This window comes from Pseudomonas sp. SJZ080 (assembly GCF_007828295.1).
Taxonomy (GTDB): domain Bacteria; phylum Pseudomonadota; class Gammaproteobacteria; order Pseudomonadales; family Pseudomonadaceae; genus Aquipseudomonas; species Aquipseudomonas migulae_A.
In genome coordinates this window covers 1-17,688 of record NZ_VIUK01000019.1, presented here as the reverse complement: position 1 = coordinate 17,688, position 17,688 = coordinate 1, and the positions used below count along the sequence as shown (strand labels likewise).

Genomic DNA, 17,688 nt, shown 5'->3' with positions numbered 1-17,688 from the left:
AAGGAGCTTGCGTCATGACCGACGAACCAAAAGTAAAAGGGCCAGCGTCGTACTTCCCCTCTATTGAAAAAAAGTATGGGCACCCGATCATCCACTGGCTGAACCTGCTCAAAACAGTCAGCGGCAAAAAGCACATGGAAATGGTTGCCTTGCTCAAGACTGAACACGGCATGGGTCATGGTCATGCCAACGCTTTGGTTGCGTACTTTCTAGCGAGCGCTAAAAACGACTGACGAGCCTGAGTTAGCACAGCGCGCTCGACGCGTCCGCTGGTCGAGGCCGCTTGCGGCTCAAGCCAACCGGGCGCCGCACACCTGACTGTTGCTATCAAATCCATCCCCACTGTATCTGCTTCACCCGACGACTAACGGTTAGCCTTGATTCTCATCCAGGGAAGCTTGCGCTATGCCAGACGCCACCAACCTTTACCTGTTCACTGTTGCGGCCCTGCTGTTGCTGATCGTGCCTGGTCCGAACATGGCCTTCGTCATCAGTCATGCCGTTGCCCACGGCTGGCGTGCCGGTTTCGCCGCCGCATTGGGCATTACCCTGGCCGACGTGCTGATGACGGCCATGGTCAGTGCAGGGCTCGGTGCGGTGGTGATGAGTTGGGCGCCGGCATTTGATCTGCTGCGGTGGGCCGGGGCTTGCTATCTGATGTGGCTGGCCTGGCAGGCATTGAGCACTCCGCCAGCGGATGCTGATGCTGAACCTGCATTGGCATCGCAGCGCGAAATCTTCATCCGGGCCACACTCAACAGCCTGTTGAATCCCAAGGCGCTGTTGTTCTTCATGGTATTCCTGCCGCAATTCGTCACCCTGGGAACCAGCAGTGTCACGCTGCAACTGATGGTATTAGGTGTGTTGCTTGCGCTGCTCGCGTTGATCTTTCATTCCCTGCTCAGCGTCTGTGCCGGGCGGCTGCACGGGCGCGGGCGTGGAGGCATGATCTCCAGGCGCTTGGGCGCTTATGGCTTCGCTATCGTCATGACGGCGCTGGCGGCACGTTTGCTGGTGCTGAACCGGACAGGCTAAAGCGGTCGCATTGATATCGCTCAGTCACTGTCGCTCGTGGAGGTCGCCTTTCACTGCCCCAGCAAAACCTGCACAATTGCCGGCTTTTTTCGCGACAGGAAGTCCCCCCATGCAACGGATTGTCATTCTGGGCAATGCCGGTAGCGGCAAATCTACCCTCGCCCGCGCCCTCGGCAAACGCCTGAGCCTGCCCGTGGTTCACCTGGACACGCTGTTCTGGGAGCCCGGCTGGATCGAACCCGACGCTGAGCAGTTTCGCGCGCGGGTCCGCGAAGCGATCACACCGGATGCCTGGATTTGTGAAGGCAACTATGCGCGGCGAACCTTCGACCTTCGCCTGCCCCGAACCGACCTGATCATCTGGCTCGATACATCGCGGCTCACCTGTTTGATCCGGGTGATCATGCGCAGCGTCATGAACCGCCCTCGCCCTGACCTTGCAGCAGGCTGTACAGAGAAGCTCGACCGGGCGTTCCTGATCTTTTTGAACTTCGTATGGAATTTCGATCGTGGCTACCGTTCGGGAATCGAAGCGGTGCGCCTGGCCATCGGCCCGCAGATTCCTGTGGTGCACTTGCGCGGTGCCCGGCAGATTGACGCCTTTATCGATAGCTTGCCCACAACGCCTGAGATCTGTCTTGATTAGAGGGAGGGACTTTCGCCATCCCGGCAATCGATCCGCTCAGTCCCGGCAGGGATCATGAGAGAAAAACCCCTTGTCGCCAATGTCGGCTATTCGGTGAACCCCGCCCTCAGAATACGAGTTGAACCGCATCAGCCGTAGGCAACCAAGTAGGGTCTTCACGCAGGACGGCGAGCTCGGCTGGTATCTCTGGATGGCGGACACCCGAACTGGCGACTGTACTCTCGGCTGAATTGCGATGGGCTCTCGTAGCCCACTCGATAACATGCACTCGCCACATCCAGCCCTTCACCGAGCATCAGTCGGCGGGCCTCCTGCAAACGGAGTTGTTTCTGATACTGCAGCGGACTCATCGCGGTCACCGCCTTGAATCGGTGATGCAATGTAGAACTACCCAAATTGGCGACCCGGGCAAGCTCTTCGATGCGTAAAGGTTGGGTGTAGTGGTTATTCAACCAATCGATTGCCCGCGTCACCCGTCGCGTTTGCGAATCACCGAGGGCAAGCTCATACAGACGGCGCCCGTGCACGCCGCGCAGAAGACGATAATACAGCTCCCGCAGAGCGAGCGGAGCCAGCATGCCGATGTCCCGCGGCGTCTCCAGCAGCCGCACCAGCCGAAGCATTGTTTCCAGCAAGGGGACATCGACTTTTTCAAGGAAAAGGCCAAGTTCCGGCTCATCCGGAACCCCCGCAGGAGGAGCATCGGCGATAACCTGAGCGATTTCCGTGGCCTCGAAATCAAAACGGATACACAGATAGGGCGCTTCCGGGCTGGCCATCAGCACGCGACCGGAGACTGGAAGAGTCACCGATACCACCAGGTAGCTGAGCGGGTCGTACAGGTAACGCTCCTCACCCAAGCCGATTTCTTTTTGCCCTTGCACAATCAGGCAAAGTGCCGGCTTGTGGACGGTATGGATAAGCTCCGAGGGACTGTCAAAACGAATGACATGCAGGGGTGCCACGGCGGTCTCATAGAGGCCGGGCGTCGTAAACCGTTGCGTCAGTAACCGGACCAGTTCGTCACGGTATATGGCTGTGTTTTGAAGGATGAAAGCATCGCTTTGTTCCATTTCAAAGCTCTCACAAATGTTCAAGAGCGCCTGCCTGGAGCTTTCCAGGCAGACGGTATACACCTGACATAATCGAACCGCTCATTGCCGATAGAGAATCATGCCCGCGTGATACAGCACATCGTCATGAAAGTGGCCATCGGCGGTGAAGCCGCTATCGTCCCAGTACTGGATGTAGTTGCCCTCCATTTCGTAGCGGCCTTGGTAGGCACTCTTATTTTTACCACGGGCCTCGTCGTAACGCCCAGTCGCCAGAAGCTCGTGACGAATGAACCCATCAGCGGTGACCCACATGCCTATGTAACGATGATCGTGAATGGCTTCTTTGGCCTTTTTCATAAGGTGCTCTCCTCAAACTTTATCCTTAGCCGATACGACCCAGGGCAGTACGGTCCGAGCCGTCGTCGGCAACGCGAAAACCAGGCGTGCGATCACTGCCGCCTTCACTCAGCCGCATGCCGGGTGTCCGCTCGGCACCGTCTGCGGCCAGGTACAGGCTTGTGGGGGAAAGGTTGACAGCGCATGCAACGAGCGCGCTGATAACCAGCGAAACGGAAAGTCGATTTGAGTTTTTCATTGTTCAGATCCTCATCTACGTTGCTCGGTTGAATGGCCTGCCGTGGCCTGTCTCTGCATCCGTTGCGTGTTTTCAGATTACGTAGCTGAAGCGCAGCGGCGTTAGGTCGAAACTGCCGCAGATTTGCCTGATCCTCTTGGGCTCGATGTGGATGCCTTGCGGTTCATTCCTGCGGATGCTCATCCGGCAGTGACGGTCATGCCGCCGTCTGCCATGACAACCGAGCCGACCAGAAAGCTGGCACGATCCGAGGCGATGAACGCCACCACTTCGGCAATTTCCTCCGGCTGTGCTGCACGGCCGATAGGCGCGGCTTCGCCATGTTTGGCCAGAAATGCAGGGCCATCGTCGACCACATCGTTGAGGATGTTGGTCACCACATCCCCCACGCCGACGGCATTGACACGAATGCCGTGGGCTATGACCTCGAGCGCCAGCGTGCGCGTCAGTTGGGCCAGCGCGCCTTTAGAGGCGGTGTAGGCGGAAATGGTGGGGAAAGCGAAGTAGGATGCGTAGGACGCGATGTTGACGATCGAGCCGGACTTGTTAGGGATCATCGCTTTGACAGCCTCCCGGCTATGCAGGAATGCCGCTGTGGTGTTGACCGCTTGAATTCGCTCCCAATCTTCGCGGGTCATATCGATGACCAGCTTGTTGATGATGATGCCGGCGTTATTGACCAGGATATCCAGCCGACCGAAGTGCTCGACGGCCAATGCGACCGCGCGCTCGGCGGCGCCATCCTGAGTGATGTCGGCTACCAGTGGCACCAGACCCGGGCGAGCCAGTTCCTCCACCGCAGGGTTCACATCTTCGGCAATGACGTTGGCGCCACGTGCGTGCAGCAAGAGCGCGATCGCCTTGCCGATGCCACTGGCCGCGCCAGTGACCAGTGCGACTTTGCCTGCTACTTCGTTTGGCGTGTTGTGGTTGATATCGGTCATGATGTTCTCCAGCGTTGTGATCCAGTAAGGGATGTACCGATCCTGCGCGCGCAAGGCGCTGTCATCGGCGACGGAGCTACTGTCTCGCAACAAGGGGAAGCCGGCTTTCGTGGGTTTGCCGAAGCTGTCGGGGTTTTGCGCTGAATGTGAAGTTGGAAAGGCTCGACCCTCCATTCAATGAGCGGGAAAAGCCCGATATCATCAATACAGTCTCATCGCACGGGGTACGGGTAAGCGCTTGGAGAATGGTTGAAGCCTGTCTGGCTGTGCATAACCGAGTACGAAAAGGACATGTTCATGGCGAGTACCAAGCTAACGTCTCTGGAACAGGATCCGACACCCTCCCCTGGCTTACGCATCACCGGGGAGTCGATGCGTGAATACCTGCCAGGCGAGCCGCAGGCTTTACCAGCGCATCCGGAAATCAAGGACATTGTGATTCAGCTGTTTACCCATCGCAGCATCATTGAACCCATTCTGGTACCTGCGGTGGTGGAACCGCTGCTGGTCCTGGTTCTGGAAGGGACAGCGAAGGTGGAGGAGCGCGTACGGGGTGGCGAGTGGGAAGCGGCAGATGTCAGCGCCGGTGATTTTTTCCTCACCAGTTCCGATGAGCCGTATGAAATGCGCTGGCAGACTCACGGGGGCGATACCTTCGAAGTCATGCATCTGTATCTGGGTTTACCGCTGATAGAGCAAGCTTCGAGGGAGCTGCTGGGTGAACATGCTGGGCTTGTACGTTTGCGCGATGTATCAGGTGCACGGGACGCGCGAGTCGCGTTCGTCATGGAGCAGTTGCGCACTGAGTTGGTCGAAGAGCGCTCACCCAGCCCACTTTTTGCCCGCTCTCTGGCACAGGCGCTGGCAGTACATCTTATGCGCAGTTACATCGCCGACATCCAGCCTGAGCGTCGGGTTAACGCGTTACAAGCGCACAAACTGCGTAAAGTCACTGATGCGATGACTGCGCATCTGGGCGCTGAATTCAGCCTGGCAAACCTTGCAAGGCTTGCCGAGCTGAGTGAGTACCACTTCAGCCGCATGTTCAAGCGTGCGACAGGACTGTCGCCTTCTCAGTATTTCATCCGTTTGCGCATGATCCGTGCGCGGCTTCTGTTGCTTGAGACCAGACGTAGCATCATCGATGTTGGGTTGGAGGTCGGCTACTCAAGCCCCAGTCATTTCTCCCAGGTGTTTCGTCGTGAGGTGGGCGTAACGCCCAGCGAGTTTCGTGGGGCTTGAGCGTCGTTCCTTCATACATTTTCAGGCTTGAACCGGTCGCTGCGACGCGAAACCGGACCTGGCCAGCATAGAGCAGCGCTTCTGGATCAGTCATCAGGCTCTGGTAACTTCGAGCGACAATCTGGCGCGACTCTGCCGTCGCTAAGTACACAGACACGAATAGGCAAAAGTTGCGCAGGTTTTGGCACGCGTCGACCCGACAAGTGCCCTTAACCTTTCCGACGTACCCATTAGCAACGCCCGCGCCTTCAGCGGTCGGAGCTGAACTTCAATGCATAAAGCAGGAGCTCCGGATATGTCGAACATCCAAAACAAAGTCGTACTGATTACTGGTGCAAGCAGTGGTATTGGCGAAGCAGCGGCCAGGCTAATCGCAGCCAAAGGTGCCCGAGTGGTGCTCGGTGCCCGCCGTACCGAGCGTCTGGAAAAGCTTGTGAACGAGATACGTGCCGAAGGTGGCTCGGCAAGTGCCTGCGCACTCGACGTTACGGATCTGAATTCCATGCATGCTTTCGTGGACTTCGCCAAGGCGCAATATGGCAAGGTGGATGTGATCATCAACAACGCAGGCGTGATGCCACTTTCGCCCTTGGCCTCATTGAAGGTCAACGAGTGGAACCAGATGCTCGATGTCAACGTCCGCGGGGTGCTGCATGGTATTGCCGCAGTCTTGCCGAGCATGGAGGCTCAAGGATCCGGCCAGGTCATCAATATTTCGTCGATCGGCGGCCTTGCAGTATCTCCGACAGCCGCGGTGTACTGCGCGACCAAATTCGCAGTCAGGGCTATCTCGGATGGTCTGCGGCAGGAAACAGACAAGATTCGGGTCACCGTAGTGTGCCCGGGAGTCGTCGAGTCCGAACTGGCCGATACGATTTCCGATGAGGTGGCGCGAGAGGAAATGAAAGCGTTCCGCCGTGTGGCGCTCGGCGCAGATGCCATTGCGAGAGCACTCGCCTATGCGATCGAACAGCCCGACGATGTTGATGTCAGTGAAATTGTGGTTCGTCCTACTGCTAGCCCGCACTGAGCAGTTTGGGGAGGAAGCAGTCGCATGAGCGGCTGCTTTAGGCGATAGCAGCCCTTCACGAAGGGCAGCAATCGGCCCGTTACAGCAGCTCATTACAGCGACTGAAAGCAAGTAACGGCCACGATCAATATGAAACCACCCAGCCAGACAAGCATCGCCTTTTTTCCAAAGTGCGGTTCACATTATGTAAGTAAAAAACCCCATCGCCAACCTGACTATTTTAGGCCTGAGACATTATCAATGAAGTTGGCGTTGCCTCTCTAGCTCCCTCTTCAACCAGTTGCTTGCCGGTTCTACGCCTTCTGGACAGCGCACTTCATACACGCGGCCACTCATACTGCTTTTGGTGGCAGCAAGATCGATAAAGTCTTCTGCGCTGTTCACCATGTTCTTGCCTTCAAGATAATTCAGCTTCTTTTCCAGATGCGCCCGAGCGCGGGGGCCCGGGTATCCGCTCCCGTTGCGCACAAACTGACACTCACTGTGTTCGACAAAGTCCAGCAAGCCTTTTATCTCTTGAGTGGCTTGAGGTGTGGCTTGAACCTGCACACTCGTGAGGATTCCGATGAGGCTAATACCCGCAGCCATCATCAATTGGATGCCAAGCCGCGCCATGCCACCTGTCCCGATCCGCATGATTCATCCTGGTCCTGAAAGTGACATGCCGTTCGTCTATGTCACTTTTATAAAAGAGGCTTTGCCAGGCAGGAAGTGGCCCCATTTGTCGCTATAACATTTTCGCCAGCCCGATCCTGCTGCTGAGCCACGAATTGAAGCGACGCCACCAACTCCCCGGCTCCTTGGTCAACGTATGCTGTTTGCCGTCATCCTCGGTGACCCAGACCAGCTGAGTCTTTTCCAGCAGGACATGATAACTGAGAGGCGGAGCCATCCCTTCCAGGGCCAGTTCGCGCACGCGTCCGGCGAGTTCCGGATTATCTACCAACACCCCGACTTCGGTGTTCCACAATAATGAGCGCGAGTCGAAGTTGAACGAGCCGATGAAAGCTTTCTGTTGGTCGAAAATCATCGCCTTGCTATGCAGGCTGGAGTCGGAACTCTCGGAGGATCCGCGGTGGAACAGACGCGGTCCACTGTCGCTGTCGCCATCGTCGCCGGACTGGCGGCGTAATTCGAACAACTGCACACCATGCTCAAGCAAGGTTTGGCGATAAGGGGCGTAACCACCGTGCGCGGCGGGCACATCGGTGGCTTCCAGCGAGTTGGTCAGCAAGCTGACCGACACGCCGGCGTCGGCACGACCGGTCAAATACACCACCCCCGGCTGGCCGGGCACCATGTAGGCCGACACCATGATCAGTTCCTTGGTGACCCCGTTAAGATCGGGTGCCAGCTGGGTGGTCAACAGCAAATGCGGGGCTGGTTCGCCCTTCGACAAGACCTTGCTCGGTGCATCCCACATCGCTTTATTCCAGGCCCAGATCAGCTCCCGGCGCCAGACATGCAGACGTGGGTGAGTGGTGTAGGCCATCAATTGTTGGTAGAGCGCATGATTCTGTTTGCGCGTTTCCTCCAGGGATTCGTCCAGCCGGGTCCGGGTATTTTTCAGGTCCCTGGTTGTTGGTTTGGTCGAGAGAAACTGCTCGATCGGCTTGCTCAGAGCACTGTTCCAGTACTGGTCAAAACTATGCCCCAGCTGCTCTGCAACCGGGCCCACACTCAGCATGTCGATGTCGGTGAAATTCTTGTCGGGCTTGGCATCGAAATACTCGTCTCCCAAATTTCGCCCTCCGACGATAGCCACGCTGTTGTCCACCACCCACAACTTGTTGTGCATGCGCCGGTGTTGTCGCGACAGATTGAACAGCCGGCCCATCGTTCGCGTCACGACGGTGCTGCGGCCCAGGTGCAGCGGGTTGAACACGCGGACCTGAATCTGCGGGTGCGCAGTCAGCGTCGCGATAATTCGGTCCAGACCATCGCTGGTGGTGTCATCGAGCAGAATCCTCACGCGGACTCCGCGGTCGGCGGCGTCGAGCAGCTCGCTCACCAGTATCCGCGTACTGATGCCGTCGTGGACGATGTAGTACTGCAAGTCGATGCTGCTTTGGGCGTTGCGAATCAGCTCGGCGCGGGCGGTGAAAGCTTCGGCACTGCCGGATAGCAAGCGAAAGCCGGATTGGCCCTCATGGGGCGCTGCCTGGGCCTGGATGGAACGGCCGAACGCCGAATCGCTCGCCGGCAAGGCCTGACTGGGTTCGCGAGGGACATTGAGTGTCGTACAGCCACCAAACAGCAAGGCGAGCACCAGTAAAGCAAGAAGGGGCTGTTTGATTCTCACGGAGCGTACTCCGGGTGGTGGCGATCAGGGATGCCGGATCCCGAAGAATGGCCCGTTGGTTTCCACCAGCTTTCTGGTCGTATCCACCTTGCGCACTGTTTCTTCGATCTGCGGGGTTGTTTTTGGAGCGTAGTTCATCCGCTGGCGACTGAGGTATTTGCCCCTGGCGGAAAATTTAGTGCCGACAGTAATCGGCAAGAAAAAAACCAACTGCCAAAGCTTATGAAAATGACACCGCGACTCATTTTCGTATCCACCGCCCTTTCATACAGAAGGGGCAATGTCAGCCAAGGGTCGTGGCCCGCCCCCATCGCCCCCTGCTGCGCGCCCTTCACGCTCACACCTGATCCATAGCCTCGACCACTCCCTGATCCTCACCCAGAAACCCGCCGCTTTGATGCTGCCACAGCCGCGCGTAGATGCCGTTCTTCGCAAGCAATTCGGTGTGAGTACCCTGCTCGATGATGCGTCCGTCATCCATAACGATGAGCCGGTCCATGGCCGCAATCGTAGACAGCCGATGGGCGATGGCGATCACGGTCTTGCCCTGCATCATTTCATCTAGGCTTTCCTGAATGGCCACTTCGACTTCCGAATCCAGCGCGCTGGTAGCTTCGTCAAGAAGCAGGATCGGGGCGTTCTTGAGCATCACCCGGGCAATCGCGACGCGTTGGCGTTGGCCGCCCGACAGCTTGATGCCCCGCTCACCCACAAGGGTGTCGTAGCCGGTATGGCCTTGCCGGTCGCTCAGTTGGCTGATGAACTCATCGGCCTGGGCATTGGCCGCGGCGCTGCGGATTTGCGCGTCGGTCGCATCGGGACGGCCGTAGGCGATGTTGTCCCGAATGGAACGGTGCAGCAGGGAGGTATCCTGCGTGACCATGCCGATGGCGCCGCGCAGGCTGTCTTGCGTCACTTGTGCGATGTTTTGGCCGTCGATGCGAATCTCCCCGCGGTCGACATCATAGAAGCGCAGCAGCAGGTTGATCAGCGTGGACTTGCCGGCGCCAGAGCGGCCAACCAGGCCGATTTTTTCGCCCGGACGGATGTTCAGGCTCAGGCCATCGAGCACCTGGCGTTCGCCGTTGTAGTTGAAGCTCACGTTATCGAAGGTTACCGCGCCGCCGGAGGTCACCAGCACGCCCGCGTCCGGCGCATCCTGCACCTTTGGGCCGCGGGTAAGGGTTGCCATGCCATCCTGCACGGTGCCGATGCTCTCGAACAGCGAGGTCATTTGCCACATGATCCAGTGCGACATGCCATTGATACGCAACGCCATGGCGGTGATTGCCGCCACGGCACCAGCACCGACCTCACCCTGGTGCCATAGCCACAGGGCATAGCCACCTGCTGCCATGATCAACGCCACCACCAGCGCCTGGTTGACGATCTCGAACTGGCTGACCAGGCGCATCTGGCGAAAGCCGGTTTGCTTGAAATCCTCCATCGCTGCACGCGCGAAGTGCGCTTCACGATTGGAGTGGGAGAACAGCTTCACTGTCGTGATGTTGGTGTAGGCGTCCGAGATTCGACCGGTCATCATCGACCGCGCATTGGCCTGTTCCTGCCCGACTTTCCCCAGGCGGGGCACGAAGTACCACATGGCAAGCCCGAACAACACGACCCAGGCAACGAAAGGCAGCATCAGTTTCAGAGCAAAGCCGCCGGCCAGTGCGATGATCGCAATGAAATACACCCCGATCCCGGGTGCGATCTCGATAAGGGTGAATAGCATGTCGCGCACCGCTAGCGCAGTCTGCATCACCTTGGTAGTGACCCGGCCGGAAAACTCATCGGAAAAAAACGAAAGACTCTGCCGCAGCATCAGGCGATGGAAGTCCCAGCGCAGCCGCAACGGCAGATTGATCGCCAATATCTGGTGCTGCACCATGGTGCGCAACGCCACCAGCCCGACGCTGGCCATCATGACGATACCCATGCCCCACAACGCGCGACTTTCCTGTGCCGCCGCTTCACCGCCTGCCTGCCAGGTCGAGAGCAGGTCCACGACCTGTCCGAGGAAGAAAAACAGCCAGGCTTCATAAATCGACACACCGGCACTGAGCAGCGCAAGCGCCAGGATGTAACCGCGGGCGCCCCGCGTACAGGCCCACAGAAAGCGAGCCAGGCCGTCGGGTGGCGGTGGTACCTCGTCAGGAGGAAAGGGGTCGAGCCTTCGTTCAAACGCACGAAGCATGGTGTTCTCCAAAACGATCAAGTTGAGAGATTCTGCCATTGAACGGTTGCTTTGAGGGTATTGCGACGTTAGAGAGCCCGGAGGTGCGATGACATCAGTCAAAAAGAAGAAGCGTTCATACACGACGCCCTGTGGCTCGCGACACCGGGGCAAGAGCCGTTCTGGAGCCTTTTCGGCTGCGTAGAAGATGATCGCGCTCGACTGAGTGAGCATAAAGAGAGGCTCATCGCCCTTTCGTTCAACCAGTTGCCTGCCCAGCCCCATTCGCCCCTCAACATTTGTCCTATCCTTCATCCAACCCACAACGCCGGTCGCCGCCATGTCCGCCCCTGAATCCACCCTCCTCCAAAGCTGGCACCTTAACGCGCGGTCCTGGATCGAAGCCATCCGCGCCGGCACCATAGAAAGCCGCCACACGGTCACAGACCAGGCGATCCTGCTGGCAGTGCTGGGCCGTCAGCCCAAGCGCGTGCTCGACCTGGGCTGCGGTGAGGGCTGGCTGTTGCGGGCGTTGACGGAACGCTCCATCGAGGCGGTCGGCGTGGATGGCGATGCGACGCTGGTCGAAGCGGCCCGGGCAGCGGGAACTTCAGCGGTGCATTTGGCAAGTTACGAAGCGTTGGTGGAGGCGAAAGTCGCTATCGGTCGTGACTACAACCTGATCTGCGCCAACTTCGCCTTGCTGCACCAAGACATCATCCCTCTGCTCGCCGCCATGAACACCTTGCTCGTCCCTGACGGTGCACTGGTGATCCAGACTCTGCACCCATGGACCGCGGCGGCGGGTGATTATCAGGATGGCTGGCGCACAGAGACCTTTGCCGGGTTCAAGGGACAGTGGCAACCCATGCCGTGGTATTTCCGCACCTTGTCCAGCTGGCTCAACGCCTTGGACATGGCCGGTTTTCGGCTGGCCGGCCTGCAAGAGCCGCAGCACCCACAGAGTCCTGTGCCGCAGTCGTTGCTCTTGATCGCCGAACCTGTGCGCCGAGAGTAAGCGATGGCGCCCGGCCTCACTTTCGCTTCTGCCGCGCCTGTTCCTCCTCCGCCAAGGCCTGACGAACCAGCGCCTTCGCCGCCCAGGCCGCGGTGTCGAGTGACTCTTCAACGCTCGCGCCACTGATGTCGCGCACGGCGATCAACGCTTCGGTGCCGATAACGATCGACAGCGCCTGCTTCAGGCGTTTGCGCGCCCTGGGGGTGAGCACGCCCTTCAGCGAGTCGACGATCGGCTCGATGTAGCTCATGCGCCGACCTGGCCGCAGAGGCTCGTGAGTCTCACTGTCCAGCCACACCGACATGAACGAACGTTCCATCACGTGCAGGCCGATCTCGTCGTCGATCAAGAGTGTGTTCAACGCGTTCGCGGCCAGGCCAATGCCCTTTACCGGATCGTCTCCCGGCTGCCAGAAGCTGTCCAGCGGCTTCATTTCGCGATCGGCCGCCATCTCACTGATCAACGCCTCGGTCGAGGGAAAGTAGCGATACGCCGTGGCGCGCGAGACCATTGCGCGCTCGGCCACTTGCGCAACCGTTGGGTGATGACCCTCGTCGCGCAAAGCGATGGCGGCATCGATCAACGCCTGGCGCGTTCGCAGTTTCTGGTTGGCGCGGCCTTGGGGATCGCCGTCGGGGTTCGACGGGCTTGACTTGGGGATCGACATGGAATATATGAGACTCTGTCTTTTCATGAGACTTAGTCTCATAATAGACACACGGCAACCAATCTACAAGGGTCGCCCATTATGTTTCAGCAACTGAGCGCGCCTCTGGGCGCATGAGGTGAATGCCATGAATCACAACCCCCGTTCGCGGACCTGGTTTCGGCTCGCTGCCCTCTACTTCGCCATTGGCGTGGCGCTGGGTGTGACGATGGGCGCTTCCGGCGACCACTCGCTGTTCGCGGTACATGCCCATGTCAATCTGTTGGGATGGGTGTCGATGGCCCTGTTCGGAATCATCGGCACTGCGCACCCGTCAATCACCGAAGGACGCGTTGCGGCAGTCCAGTTCTGGATGTACAACGTGGGCGTCCCGGTGATGCTCGGCGCACTGACGCTGCGCCTCAAGGGCTTCGCTTCAGTCGAGCCCTTGATTGCAGTCGCATCCGTTCTCGTTGGCTGCAGTGTGCTGCTGTTTGCGTGGTTGGTGTTCTCGCGCATCAGCACCACGACTGAACGCTTGAGCAGCGCGGCACGGGAATCGCGCCTGTCATAACACGCCCCCTGTAGGAGCCGGCTTGCTGGCGATGGCGGTGGGTCAGGCGATTGATTTATTGGCTGGCAGTCCGCCATCGCCAGCAAGCCGGCTCCCACAGTTATACGGCGGTCGACAGGCAATAAGGACGATATTGGTTGGGTGCGCTCGACACGACTCACGAGGCACCCAACATGTCCAAGCCCCCCAGCGGGCTAATGCCCAAGCGCCGCTTCAATCGCCGCAACATCGATCTTCCCCATCGTCATCATCGCGTCGAACGCGCGCTTGGCCGCCGCTCGATCTGGATTGTTGATCGCCGCCGTCAGCACACGAGGGGTGATCTGCCACGACAGCCCCCATTTGTCCTGGCACCAGCCGCAGACATTTTCCTGGCCACCGTTTCCGACAATCGCATTCCACAAGCGGTCCGTTTCGGCTTGGTCGTCGGTCGCCACCTGGAACGAGAAGGCCTCGTTGTGCTTGACCCCTGGCCCGCCGTTCAGCCCCAGACACGGGATGCCCATCACCGTGAATTCGACGGTCAGGACATCGCCCTGTTTGCCCGCCGGATAGTCGCCGGGCGCGCGGAGGACATTGCCCACCGCGCTGTCCGGGAACGTCTTGGCGTAGAACGTCGCGGCGTCCAGTGCGTCGCCGTCGTACCAGAGACAAATCGTGTTTTTGCCGGTCATTTCGGTTCTCCAACAATGGGCTGACGTTTCATTCTAGCCAAGCAGTCAATCAGGTCAGTGGCGCAATACTGACGCTCGCTACTCAGCGTCTTCGAACGTTCCTGTTCGCACATCGCCGCTGCGCACATAGCGGGTGATCAGCACACCGCCCGGCGTGGTGGTCGAGTTCGCCAACGTGAAGGCGGACGCCAGTGCGCTGTCGTCGAACAGGCGCTTGCCGCACCCCAGCACGACGGGGAAAATCATCAGCCGAAGTTCGTCCACCACCCCTGCTGCCAGCAGTTGGCGGACCAGATCACCGCTGCCCTGCGTCAGCAGCCGGGCGCCGTCCTGCTGCTTGAGCGCGCGTATCGCGTCGACAATGTTTCCCTTCAGCGCATGACTGTTGTGCCACTCAAGCGTATCGGCTCGATGCGTGGCCACGTGCTTGGGCACTTGGTTGAACGGGTCTGCAATCGGGTGGTTATGGATGCGCGGCCAATACGCCGCGAAGATGTCGTAGGTGCGACGCCCCAGCAGCAATTCGAACGGCGGCGAGAACAGATCCGTTATAGCCTGGCCGGTGGCTTCGTCGGCGTAGGGCACGATCCAGCCACCGAAGCGGAATTCGCCGCTGCGATCCTCTTCGGGCCCGCCGGGCGCTTGCATGACGCCATCCAGGCTGATGAAAGCGGCAACGGTGAGTGTGCGCATGGTCTTCTCCCGGTTCGTCTTCGAGAACGTTCTTGTGCAGGGAACGCCGAAGATCATCGCGATCATCCGACTCACTCCCTGACCCATAATCGAACGAGACACTGCGAAATCGACAGTGCGATGTACATGTAAATGCCAGGTTCACAATTTTGGCGTACCTTGTCCGACATTGAGCGTCTCAACGCGGCCAACTGGCTGCCCTCGTCAAGGAAGAACAATGATCATTGCTTCAACTTCAACGAATACGGCGATGTCTGCCTACACGTCTGCCGTCGATGCAAAGGCTGCCGCCGATGCGCAAAAACGCGTCACGCAAGATGATCAGGCCAAGCCGCAGAATGATGATTCGGTGAGCCTGTCCAGCACCTCTACCGATTACAGCAACTCGATCGCGGGTAACGCGCCATTCTTCCCGGTGCGTGCGGGGATGAACGCCGACGCACTCGTTCTGGGCGCTTCCAAGCCTGGCGCGGTCTCGAGTTCCAAGGACAAGACCTTTGCCGAAGTGGCCGCCGATGCCCGCAAGCGCATGGACGAAAAATACGCACTGATGACCGCCAGCGGCAAACCGTACACCGGCAGCGATGAAGACCGTAATGCGTTGATGGGCGATCTGGACCGACGTTCGCTGAACGCCGTCGCCACCAATCAGGGCGGGAAGTTCACCACTCAGGAACAAGCCTCGGCGCAAGCCTTGATGCGCCAGCAAGCCCGGCTCGCCACCGGTTATTACAGCGGCCCGGCGGACCAGCAAAAAAACTGGAAAGACCCGTTTATCAATGACCCTTTCGGTCGAGCCACGGCGGCGCTGGCTTTTATGGACAACATGAGCCCTGAAGAAAAAGCCACGCCTGAATGGCTGTCCCAGCACTTGTCACTGGAAGCGGCATTGAATCAGAGCGGTGGCACGGACCCGGCCGAGAAAAAGACCGGCCACTTTCACAACCTGGCTGAAATCCTCGCGGGTGTCGTGACGGACGGCTCTGACAGCGAACAATCCAGCGCAGCCAGGAACGCAGATCCGAGCGTCGAGATTCTGAAGAAACTTCAATCGCTGACATCGTGACGCCGATCGGACGCCGATTTGCTGGCGTAGCGATCCTGACATTGGCGTGATGCCCTCACGCCTTTCGTGCGCCCTACTCCTCCAATCGCCCCGCACCTTCACGGTCGCGCTCGTACCGCCTCGTGAGCGGAAACGGCGGCAACCAGGACTCGCGACGGATGATCCAGCTTTCGTAGGTTGGCGTCAGTTGATCAGAAGCATCCAGTGATCCCAGGCTCACTTCGATTTCGTCATCAGTGCGGGCAAAAACCGAAGAGCCGCAGCGCGGACAGAAAAACCGCCCGGCGTAGTCGCGCGTTTCGCCAGTAATCGTTACCGCCTCCTCGGGGAATATCGCGCAAGCGTGAAACAGCGCGCCATGATGCTTGCGGCAGTCGAGACAGTGGCACAGGCCGACCCGATAGGGACGTCCCGACGCTTCGATTCGGACGTTGCCGCACAGGCAGCCACCGGTAAATCGGTCCATGCTGCGCCTCCTTTCATTTATGCAGTCGGAAGGTTAATAACGATAGCAGCCCCCACTGGTCGCCACGAACTTGCTCTCTAGACGCTTTTTACCTAACTTTGAATCCATGGATTAAAAAAGAGGTAATGAACATGGCCGTTGCCCTCCAGCAACAAGCCTTTAGCAAGAGCCAGTGTGTAACGGGCCTGCGTGCTGCTGTCGGCATCCTCGAGAAGTGGAAGGCGTCCAGCGATCAGGCCTGCCGTATCCTGCGCATTTCCCGCAGCACCTACACCCGCGCCCGCCAACGCGATCCCGACTGGGCCGTGGCGCTGGATGCGGATCAGATGCAGCGCATCAGCTTTGTGCTCAACATCCACGCCGCCTTGCGCCTGGTGTTCGATAATCCGGAGAACGTCTACGGCTTCCCGTCGATGGCCAACGATAACGAATTCTTCAACGGCCGCTCGCCGCTCGAGATCATGGCTCAGGGCGACATGATTTCGTTGTATGAAACCTTCCGCCGCATCGACGTGCTGCGTGGTGCGCAATGGTGAGGCTGGACGAACTGGCAGAACTTGCCGGTGAGCCATTGCAAGCCTATCGACTGGTCAACTCCAAGTTCCCACCGGTGGCTTTGTTTGATGACGTCGCCGACGCGGACGAGTTCGAGGTGCTGTATCAGATACAGGAACTCACCAACCCCAGGTTGAAAAATGAAGTGGGTCGCCTTGAGCTGATTCGCCGCAGTGAAATCCCGTTCGGTATTCCGGGCTGCTCTTACGCGACAGCGCCGTTCACCCACGTCAACCCGGCGGGTTCGCGGTTCAGCGATGGCCGTTTTGGTGTGCTGTATCTGGCGGACACCATGGAAACGGCGTTGGCCGAAGTGAAACATCACCAGAGTCTGTATTGGTCGAACGTGCCGAGCCTGAACTATGAGCGGTTTGTTTTCCGGGGGTTGTCCTGCTCTTTTGGGGATGCAGGGATGAAAGATGCGACGTCCATTGCGATGACCGATCCTGTTTATGATCCGCACGATTACTCCCATTCCCGGCGTTTGGGAAAGTTGGTCAAAGACGCAGGTTGTCCCGGGCTTCGTTATAACTCGGTGCGAATGCACGGCAGTCATTGCTGGGCGCTGATGACGCCGAAACCGGTTTTATCGGTCATTCAGGCGGCGCATTACGAGATGATCTGGAATGGGCAGGTGACGAGTGTCAGTCAGATCAGTGAGGCTTGATTGCGTCATGCCGGAATGAAAACGGGCGCCTTGATAGGCGCCCGTTTTTTTGTGCGGTGATGTTTACCAGCTGCCGTAGGGGATGCCGTATTTCTCGATGTAGCGTTTGGACGCTTCGGACAACGGGTAATAGTGACCGCCTGATTTTCCAAGGTGCGGCCCCAAGGGTTCTATCTCTGCCTGGGCACGAGCAACCTTGACTGACTTCATGAACGAGCCCCATGAAAGACAGGACACCGTTTCCCCCTTACGATAAGGGATAGGCAAACGGTTATGTTTATGACTAATAGCAACGATAAGAGTG

Annotated in this window: 22 protein-coding genes; 10 read left to right on the top strand and 12 right to left on the bottom strand. The window is 58.6% G+C overall.

Features of this window, described 5'->3' with window-relative positions; genetic code table 11:
• Positions 1-14 precede the first annotated feature (14 nt).
• The 3 genes from FBY04_RS22190 to FBY04_RS22180 all read left to right on the top strand — a co-directional run bounded on the left by FBY04_RS22190 (position 15) and on the right by FBY04_RS22180 (position 1,681).
• Complete coding sequence (locus tag FBY04_RS22190; RefSeq protein ID WP_084321223.1) at positions 15-233, top strand: DUF4287 domain-containing protein; 219 nt, start codon at positions 15-17, stop codon at positions 231-233.
• A gap of 172 nt (positions 234-405) precedes the next feature.
• A complete protein-coding gene (locus FBY04_RS22185) occupies positions 406-1,035 on the top strand; it encodes a LysE family translocator (RefSeq protein ID WP_084321224.1) in 630 nt (209 codons plus the stop codon).
• A 109-nt stretch (positions 1,036-1,144) separates the two neighbouring features.
• Positions 1,145-1,681, top strand: a complete 537-nt coding sequence (locus FBY04_RS22180; protein WP_145316904.1) for an AAA family ATPase — start codon at positions 1,145-1,147, stop codon at positions 1,679-1,681.
• Between the two features lie 155 nt (positions 1,682-1,836).
• Here the strand turns inward: FBY04_RS22180 and FBY04_RS22175 are convergent, their stop codons facing one another.
• The 4 genes from FBY04_RS22175 to FBY04_RS22160 all read right to left on the bottom strand — a co-directional run bounded on the left by FBY04_RS22175 (position 1,837) and on the right by FBY04_RS22160 (position 4,275).
• On the bottom strand, positions 1,837-2,754 hold the full coding sequence (locus tag FBY04_RS22175) for an AraC family transcriptional regulator (RefSeq protein WP_145316902.1): 918 nt from the start codon (positions 2,752-2,754) through the stop codon (positions 1,837-1,839).
• Positions 2,755-2,835: 81 nt separating this feature from the next.
• A complete protein-coding gene (locus FBY04_RS22170) occupies positions 2,836-3,093 on the bottom strand; it encodes an Atu4866 domain-containing protein (protein ID WP_145316900.1) in 258 nt (85 codons plus the stop codon).
• A gap of 25 nt (positions 3,094-3,118) precedes the next feature.
• The gene (locus tag FBY04_RS22165; RefSeq protein WP_145316898.1) at positions 3,119-3,331 is read right to left on the bottom strand and encodes a hypothetical protein; all 213 of its coding nucleotides are present in this window, start codon (positions 3,329-3,331) and stop codon (positions 3,119-3,121) included.
• 179 nt (positions 3,332-3,510) lie between these two features.
• Positions 3,511-4,275 (bottom strand): SDR family NAD(P)-dependent oxidoreductase, encoded by a 765-nt coding sequence (locus FBY04_RS22160; RefSeq protein ID WP_084321229.1) that lies wholly within the window; start codon positions 4,273-4,275, stop codon positions 3,511-3,513.
• 297 nt (positions 4,276-4,572) lie between these two features.
• Between FBY04_RS22160 and FBY04_RS22155 the strand changes: the two genes are divergently transcribed.
• A complete protein-coding gene (locus FBY04_RS22155) occupies positions 4,573-5,517 on the top strand; it encodes an AraC family transcriptional regulator (protein WP_145316896.1) in 945 nt (314 codons plus the stop codon).
• Positions 5,518-5,812: 295 nt separating this feature from the next.
• Positions 5,813-6,547 carry an SDR family oxidoreductase gene (locus tag FBY04_RS22150; protein ID WP_145316894.1) on the top strand — a complete coding sequence of 245 codons (735 nt, stop codon included), beginning with the start codon at positions 5,813-5,815 and terminating at the stop codon, positions 6,545-6,547.
• Between the two features lie 237 nt (positions 6,548-6,784).
• Here the strand turns inward: FBY04_RS22150 and FBY04_RS22145 are convergent, their stop codons facing one another.
• From FBY04_RS22145 to FBY04_RS22135, 3 genes are all read right to left on the bottom strand, one after another.
• On the bottom strand, positions 6,785-7,183 hold the full coding sequence (locus FBY04_RS22145; RefSeq protein WP_145316892.1) for a DUF5329 domain-containing protein: 399 nt from the start codon (positions 7,181-7,183) through the stop codon (positions 6,785-6,787).
• A gap of 91 nt (positions 7,184-7,274) precedes the next feature.
• Positions 7,275-8,849, bottom strand: coding sequence for a phospholipase D family protein (locus tag FBY04_RS22140; protein ID WP_145316890.1), 1,575 nt, complete (start codon positions 8,847-8,849; stop codon positions 7,275-7,277).
• A gap of 337 nt (positions 8,850-9,186) precedes the next feature.
• Positions 9,187-11,046 carry an ABC transporter ATP-binding protein gene (locus FBY04_RS22135; RefSeq protein ID WP_145317050.1) on the bottom strand — a complete coding sequence of 620 codons (1,860 nt, stop codon included), beginning with the start codon at positions 11,044-11,046 and terminating at the stop codon, positions 9,187-9,189.
• A 319-nt stretch (positions 11,047-11,365) separates the two neighbouring features.
• Between FBY04_RS22135 and FBY04_RS22130 the strand changes: the two genes are divergently transcribed.
• Entirely contained in the window at positions 11,366-12,043 is a 678-nt protein-coding gene (locus tag FBY04_RS22130; protein ID WP_145316888.1) for a bifunctional 2-polyprenyl-6-hydroxyphenol methylase/3-demethylubiquinol 3-O-methyltransferase UbiG, read from the top strand.
• 16 nt (positions 12,044-12,059) lie between these two features.
• Here FBY04_RS22130 and FBY04_RS22125 read toward each other — a convergent pair whose 3' ends face one another.
• On the bottom strand, positions 12,060-12,710 hold the full coding sequence (locus FBY04_RS22125; protein WP_084321237.1) for a TetR/AcrR family transcriptional regulator: 651 nt from the start codon (positions 12,708-12,710) through the stop codon (positions 12,060-12,062).
• Positions 12,711-12,837: 127 nt separating this feature from the next.
• Between FBY04_RS22125 and FBY04_RS22120 the strand changes: the two genes are divergently transcribed.
• Positions 12,838-13,263 (top strand): hypothetical protein, encoded by a 426-nt coding sequence (locus FBY04_RS22120; protein ID WP_084321238.1) that lies wholly within the window; start codon positions 12,838-12,840, stop codon positions 13,261-13,263.
• Between the two features lie 194 nt (positions 13,264-13,457).
• On the opposite strand, the gene FBY04_RS22115 is transcribed toward FBY04_RS22120, so the two are convergent.
• Positions 13,458-13,937, bottom strand: a complete 480-nt coding sequence (locus FBY04_RS22115) for a VOC family protein (protein WP_145316886.1) — start codon at positions 13,935-13,937, stop codon at positions 13,458-13,460.
• A gap of 78 nt (positions 13,938-14,015) precedes the next feature.
• Positions 14,016-14,630: a dihydrofolate reductase family protein gene (locus FBY04_RS22110; protein ID WP_145316884.1), complete on the bottom strand. Its 615-nt coding sequence runs from the start codon at positions 14,628-14,630 to the stop codon at positions 14,016-14,018.
• Between the two features lie 250 nt (positions 14,631-14,880).
• Between FBY04_RS22110 and FBY04_RS22105 the strand changes: the two genes are divergently transcribed.
• Positions 14,881-15,696, top strand: coding sequence for a hypothetical protein (locus FBY04_RS22105; protein ID WP_256667119.1), 816 nt, complete (start codon positions 14,881-14,883; stop codon positions 15,694-15,696).
• A gap of 73 nt (positions 15,697-15,769) precedes the next feature.
• Here FBY04_RS22105 and FBY04_RS22100 read toward each other — a convergent pair whose 3' ends face one another.
• Positions 15,770-16,162, bottom strand: a complete 393-nt coding sequence (locus FBY04_RS22100; RefSeq protein WP_145316880.1) for a GFA family protein — start codon at positions 16,160-16,162, stop codon at positions 15,770-15,772.
• 131 nt (positions 16,163-16,293) lie between these two features.
• Here FBY04_RS22100 and FBY04_RS22095 point away from each other — a divergent pair, with 131 nt between their 5' ends.
• Entirely contained in the window at positions 16,294-16,698 is a 405-nt protein-coding gene (locus FBY04_RS22095; protein WP_145316878.1) for an antitoxin Xre-like helix-turn-helix domain-containing protein, read from the top strand.
• Positions 16,692-17,384 carry an RES family NAD+ phosphorylase gene (locus FBY04_RS22090; protein WP_145316876.1) on the top strand — a complete coding sequence of 231 codons (693 nt, stop codon included), beginning with the start codon at positions 16,692-16,694 and terminating at the stop codon, positions 17,382-17,384. The genes FBY04_RS22095 and FBY04_RS22090 overlap by 7 nt, the downstream gene beginning before the upstream one ends.
• 63 nt (positions 17,385-17,447) lie before the next feature.
• On the opposite strand, the gene FBY04_RS32415 is transcribed toward FBY04_RS22090, so the two are convergent.
• On the bottom strand, positions 17,448-17,594 hold the full coding sequence (locus FBY04_RS32415) for a hypothetical protein (RefSeq protein WP_178118313.1): 147 nt from the start codon (positions 17,592-17,594) through the stop codon (positions 17,448-17,450).
• Between the last annotated feature and the right edge of the window lie 94 nt (positions 17,595-17,688).

What these genes read in the sequence shown, in the direction of transcription:
- FBY04_RS22175 (WP_145316902.1), bottom strand. Translation starts at nt 2,754, where the DNA reads ATGGAACAAAGCGATGCTTTCATCCTTCAAAACACAGCCATATACCGT.
- FBY04_RS22130 (WP_145316888.1), top strand. Translation starts at nt 11,366, where the DNA reads ATGTCCGCCCCTGAATCCACCCTCCTCCAAAGCTGGCACCTTAACGCG.
- FBY04_RS22165 (WP_145316898.1), bottom strand. Translation starts at nt 3,331, where the DNA reads ATGAAAAACTCAAATCGACTTTCCGTTTCGCTGGTTATCAGCGCGCTC.
- FBY04_RS22190 (WP_084321223.1), top strand. Translation starts at nt 15, where the DNA reads ATGACCGACGAACCAAAAGTAAAAGGGCCAGCGTCGTACTTCCCCTCT.
- FBY04_RS22105 (WP_256667119.1), top strand. Translation starts at nt 14,881, where the DNA reads ATGTCTGCCTACACGTCTGCCGTCGATGCAAAGGCTGCCGCCGATGCG.
- FBY04_RS22155 (WP_145316896.1), top strand. Translation starts at nt 4,573, where the DNA reads ATGGCGAGTACCAAGCTAACGTCTCTGGAACAGGATCCGACACCCTCC.
- FBY04_RS22170 (WP_145316900.1), bottom strand. Translation starts at nt 3,093, where the DNA reads ATGAAAAAGGCCAAAGAAGCCATTCACGATCATCGTTACATAGGCATG.
- FBY04_RS22125 (WP_084321237.1), bottom strand. Translation starts at nt 12,710, where the DNA reads ATGTCGATCCCCAAGTCAAGCCCGTCGAACCCCGACGGCGATCCCCAA.
- FBY04_RS22145 (WP_145316892.1), bottom strand. Translation starts at nt 7,183, where the DNA reads ATGCGGATCGGGACAGGTGGCATGGCGCGGCTTGGCATCCAATTGATG.
- FBY04_RS22115 (WP_145316886.1), bottom strand. Translation starts at nt 13,937, where the DNA reads ATGACCGGCAAAAACACGATTTGTCTCTGGTACGACGGCGACGCACTG.
- FBY04_RS22110 (WP_145316884.1), bottom strand. Translation starts at nt 14,630, where the DNA reads ATGCGCACACTCACCGTTGCCGCTTTCATCAGCCTGGATGGCGTCATG.
- FBY04_RS22090 (WP_145316876.1), top strand. Translation starts at nt 16,692, where the DNA reads ATGGTGAGGCTGGACGAACTGGCAGAACTTGCCGGTGAGCCATTGCAA.
- FBY04_RS22120 (WP_084321238.1), top strand. Translation starts at nt 12,838, where the DNA reads ATGAATCACAACCCCCGTTCGCGGACCTGGTTTCGGCTCGCTGCCCTC.
- FBY04_RS22180 (WP_145316904.1), top strand. Translation starts at nt 1,145, where the DNA reads ATGCAACGGATTGTCATTCTGGGCAATGCCGGTAGCGGCAAATCTACC.
- FBY04_RS22160 (WP_084321229.1), bottom strand. Translation starts at nt 4,275, where the DNA reads ATGACCGATATCAACCACAACACGCCAAACGAAGTAGCAGGCAAAGTC.
- FBY04_RS22135 (WP_145317050.1), bottom strand. Translation starts at nt 11,046, where the DNA reads ATGCTTCGTGCGTTTGAACGAAGGCTCGACCCCTTTCCTCCTGACGAG.
- FBY04_RS22185 (WP_084321224.1), top strand. Translation starts at nt 406, where the DNA reads ATGCCAGACGCCACCAACCTTTACCTGTTCACTGTTGCGGCCCTGCTG.
- FBY04_RS22100 (WP_145316880.1), bottom strand. Translation starts at nt 16,162, where the DNA reads ATGGACCGATTTACCGGTGGCTGCCTGTGCGGCAACGTCCGAATCGAA.
- FBY04_RS22095 (WP_145316878.1), top strand. Translation starts at nt 16,294, where the DNA reads ATGGCCGTTGCCCTCCAGCAACAAGCCTTTAGCAAGAGCCAGTGTGTA.
- FBY04_RS22150 (WP_145316894.1), top strand. Translation starts at nt 5,813, where the DNA reads ATGTCGAACATCCAAAACAAAGTCGTACTGATTACTGGTGCAAGCAGT.
- FBY04_RS32415 (WP_178118313.1), bottom strand. Translation starts at nt 17,594, where the DNA reads ATGAAGTCAGTCAAGGTTGCTCGTGCCCAGGCAGAGATAGAACCCTTG.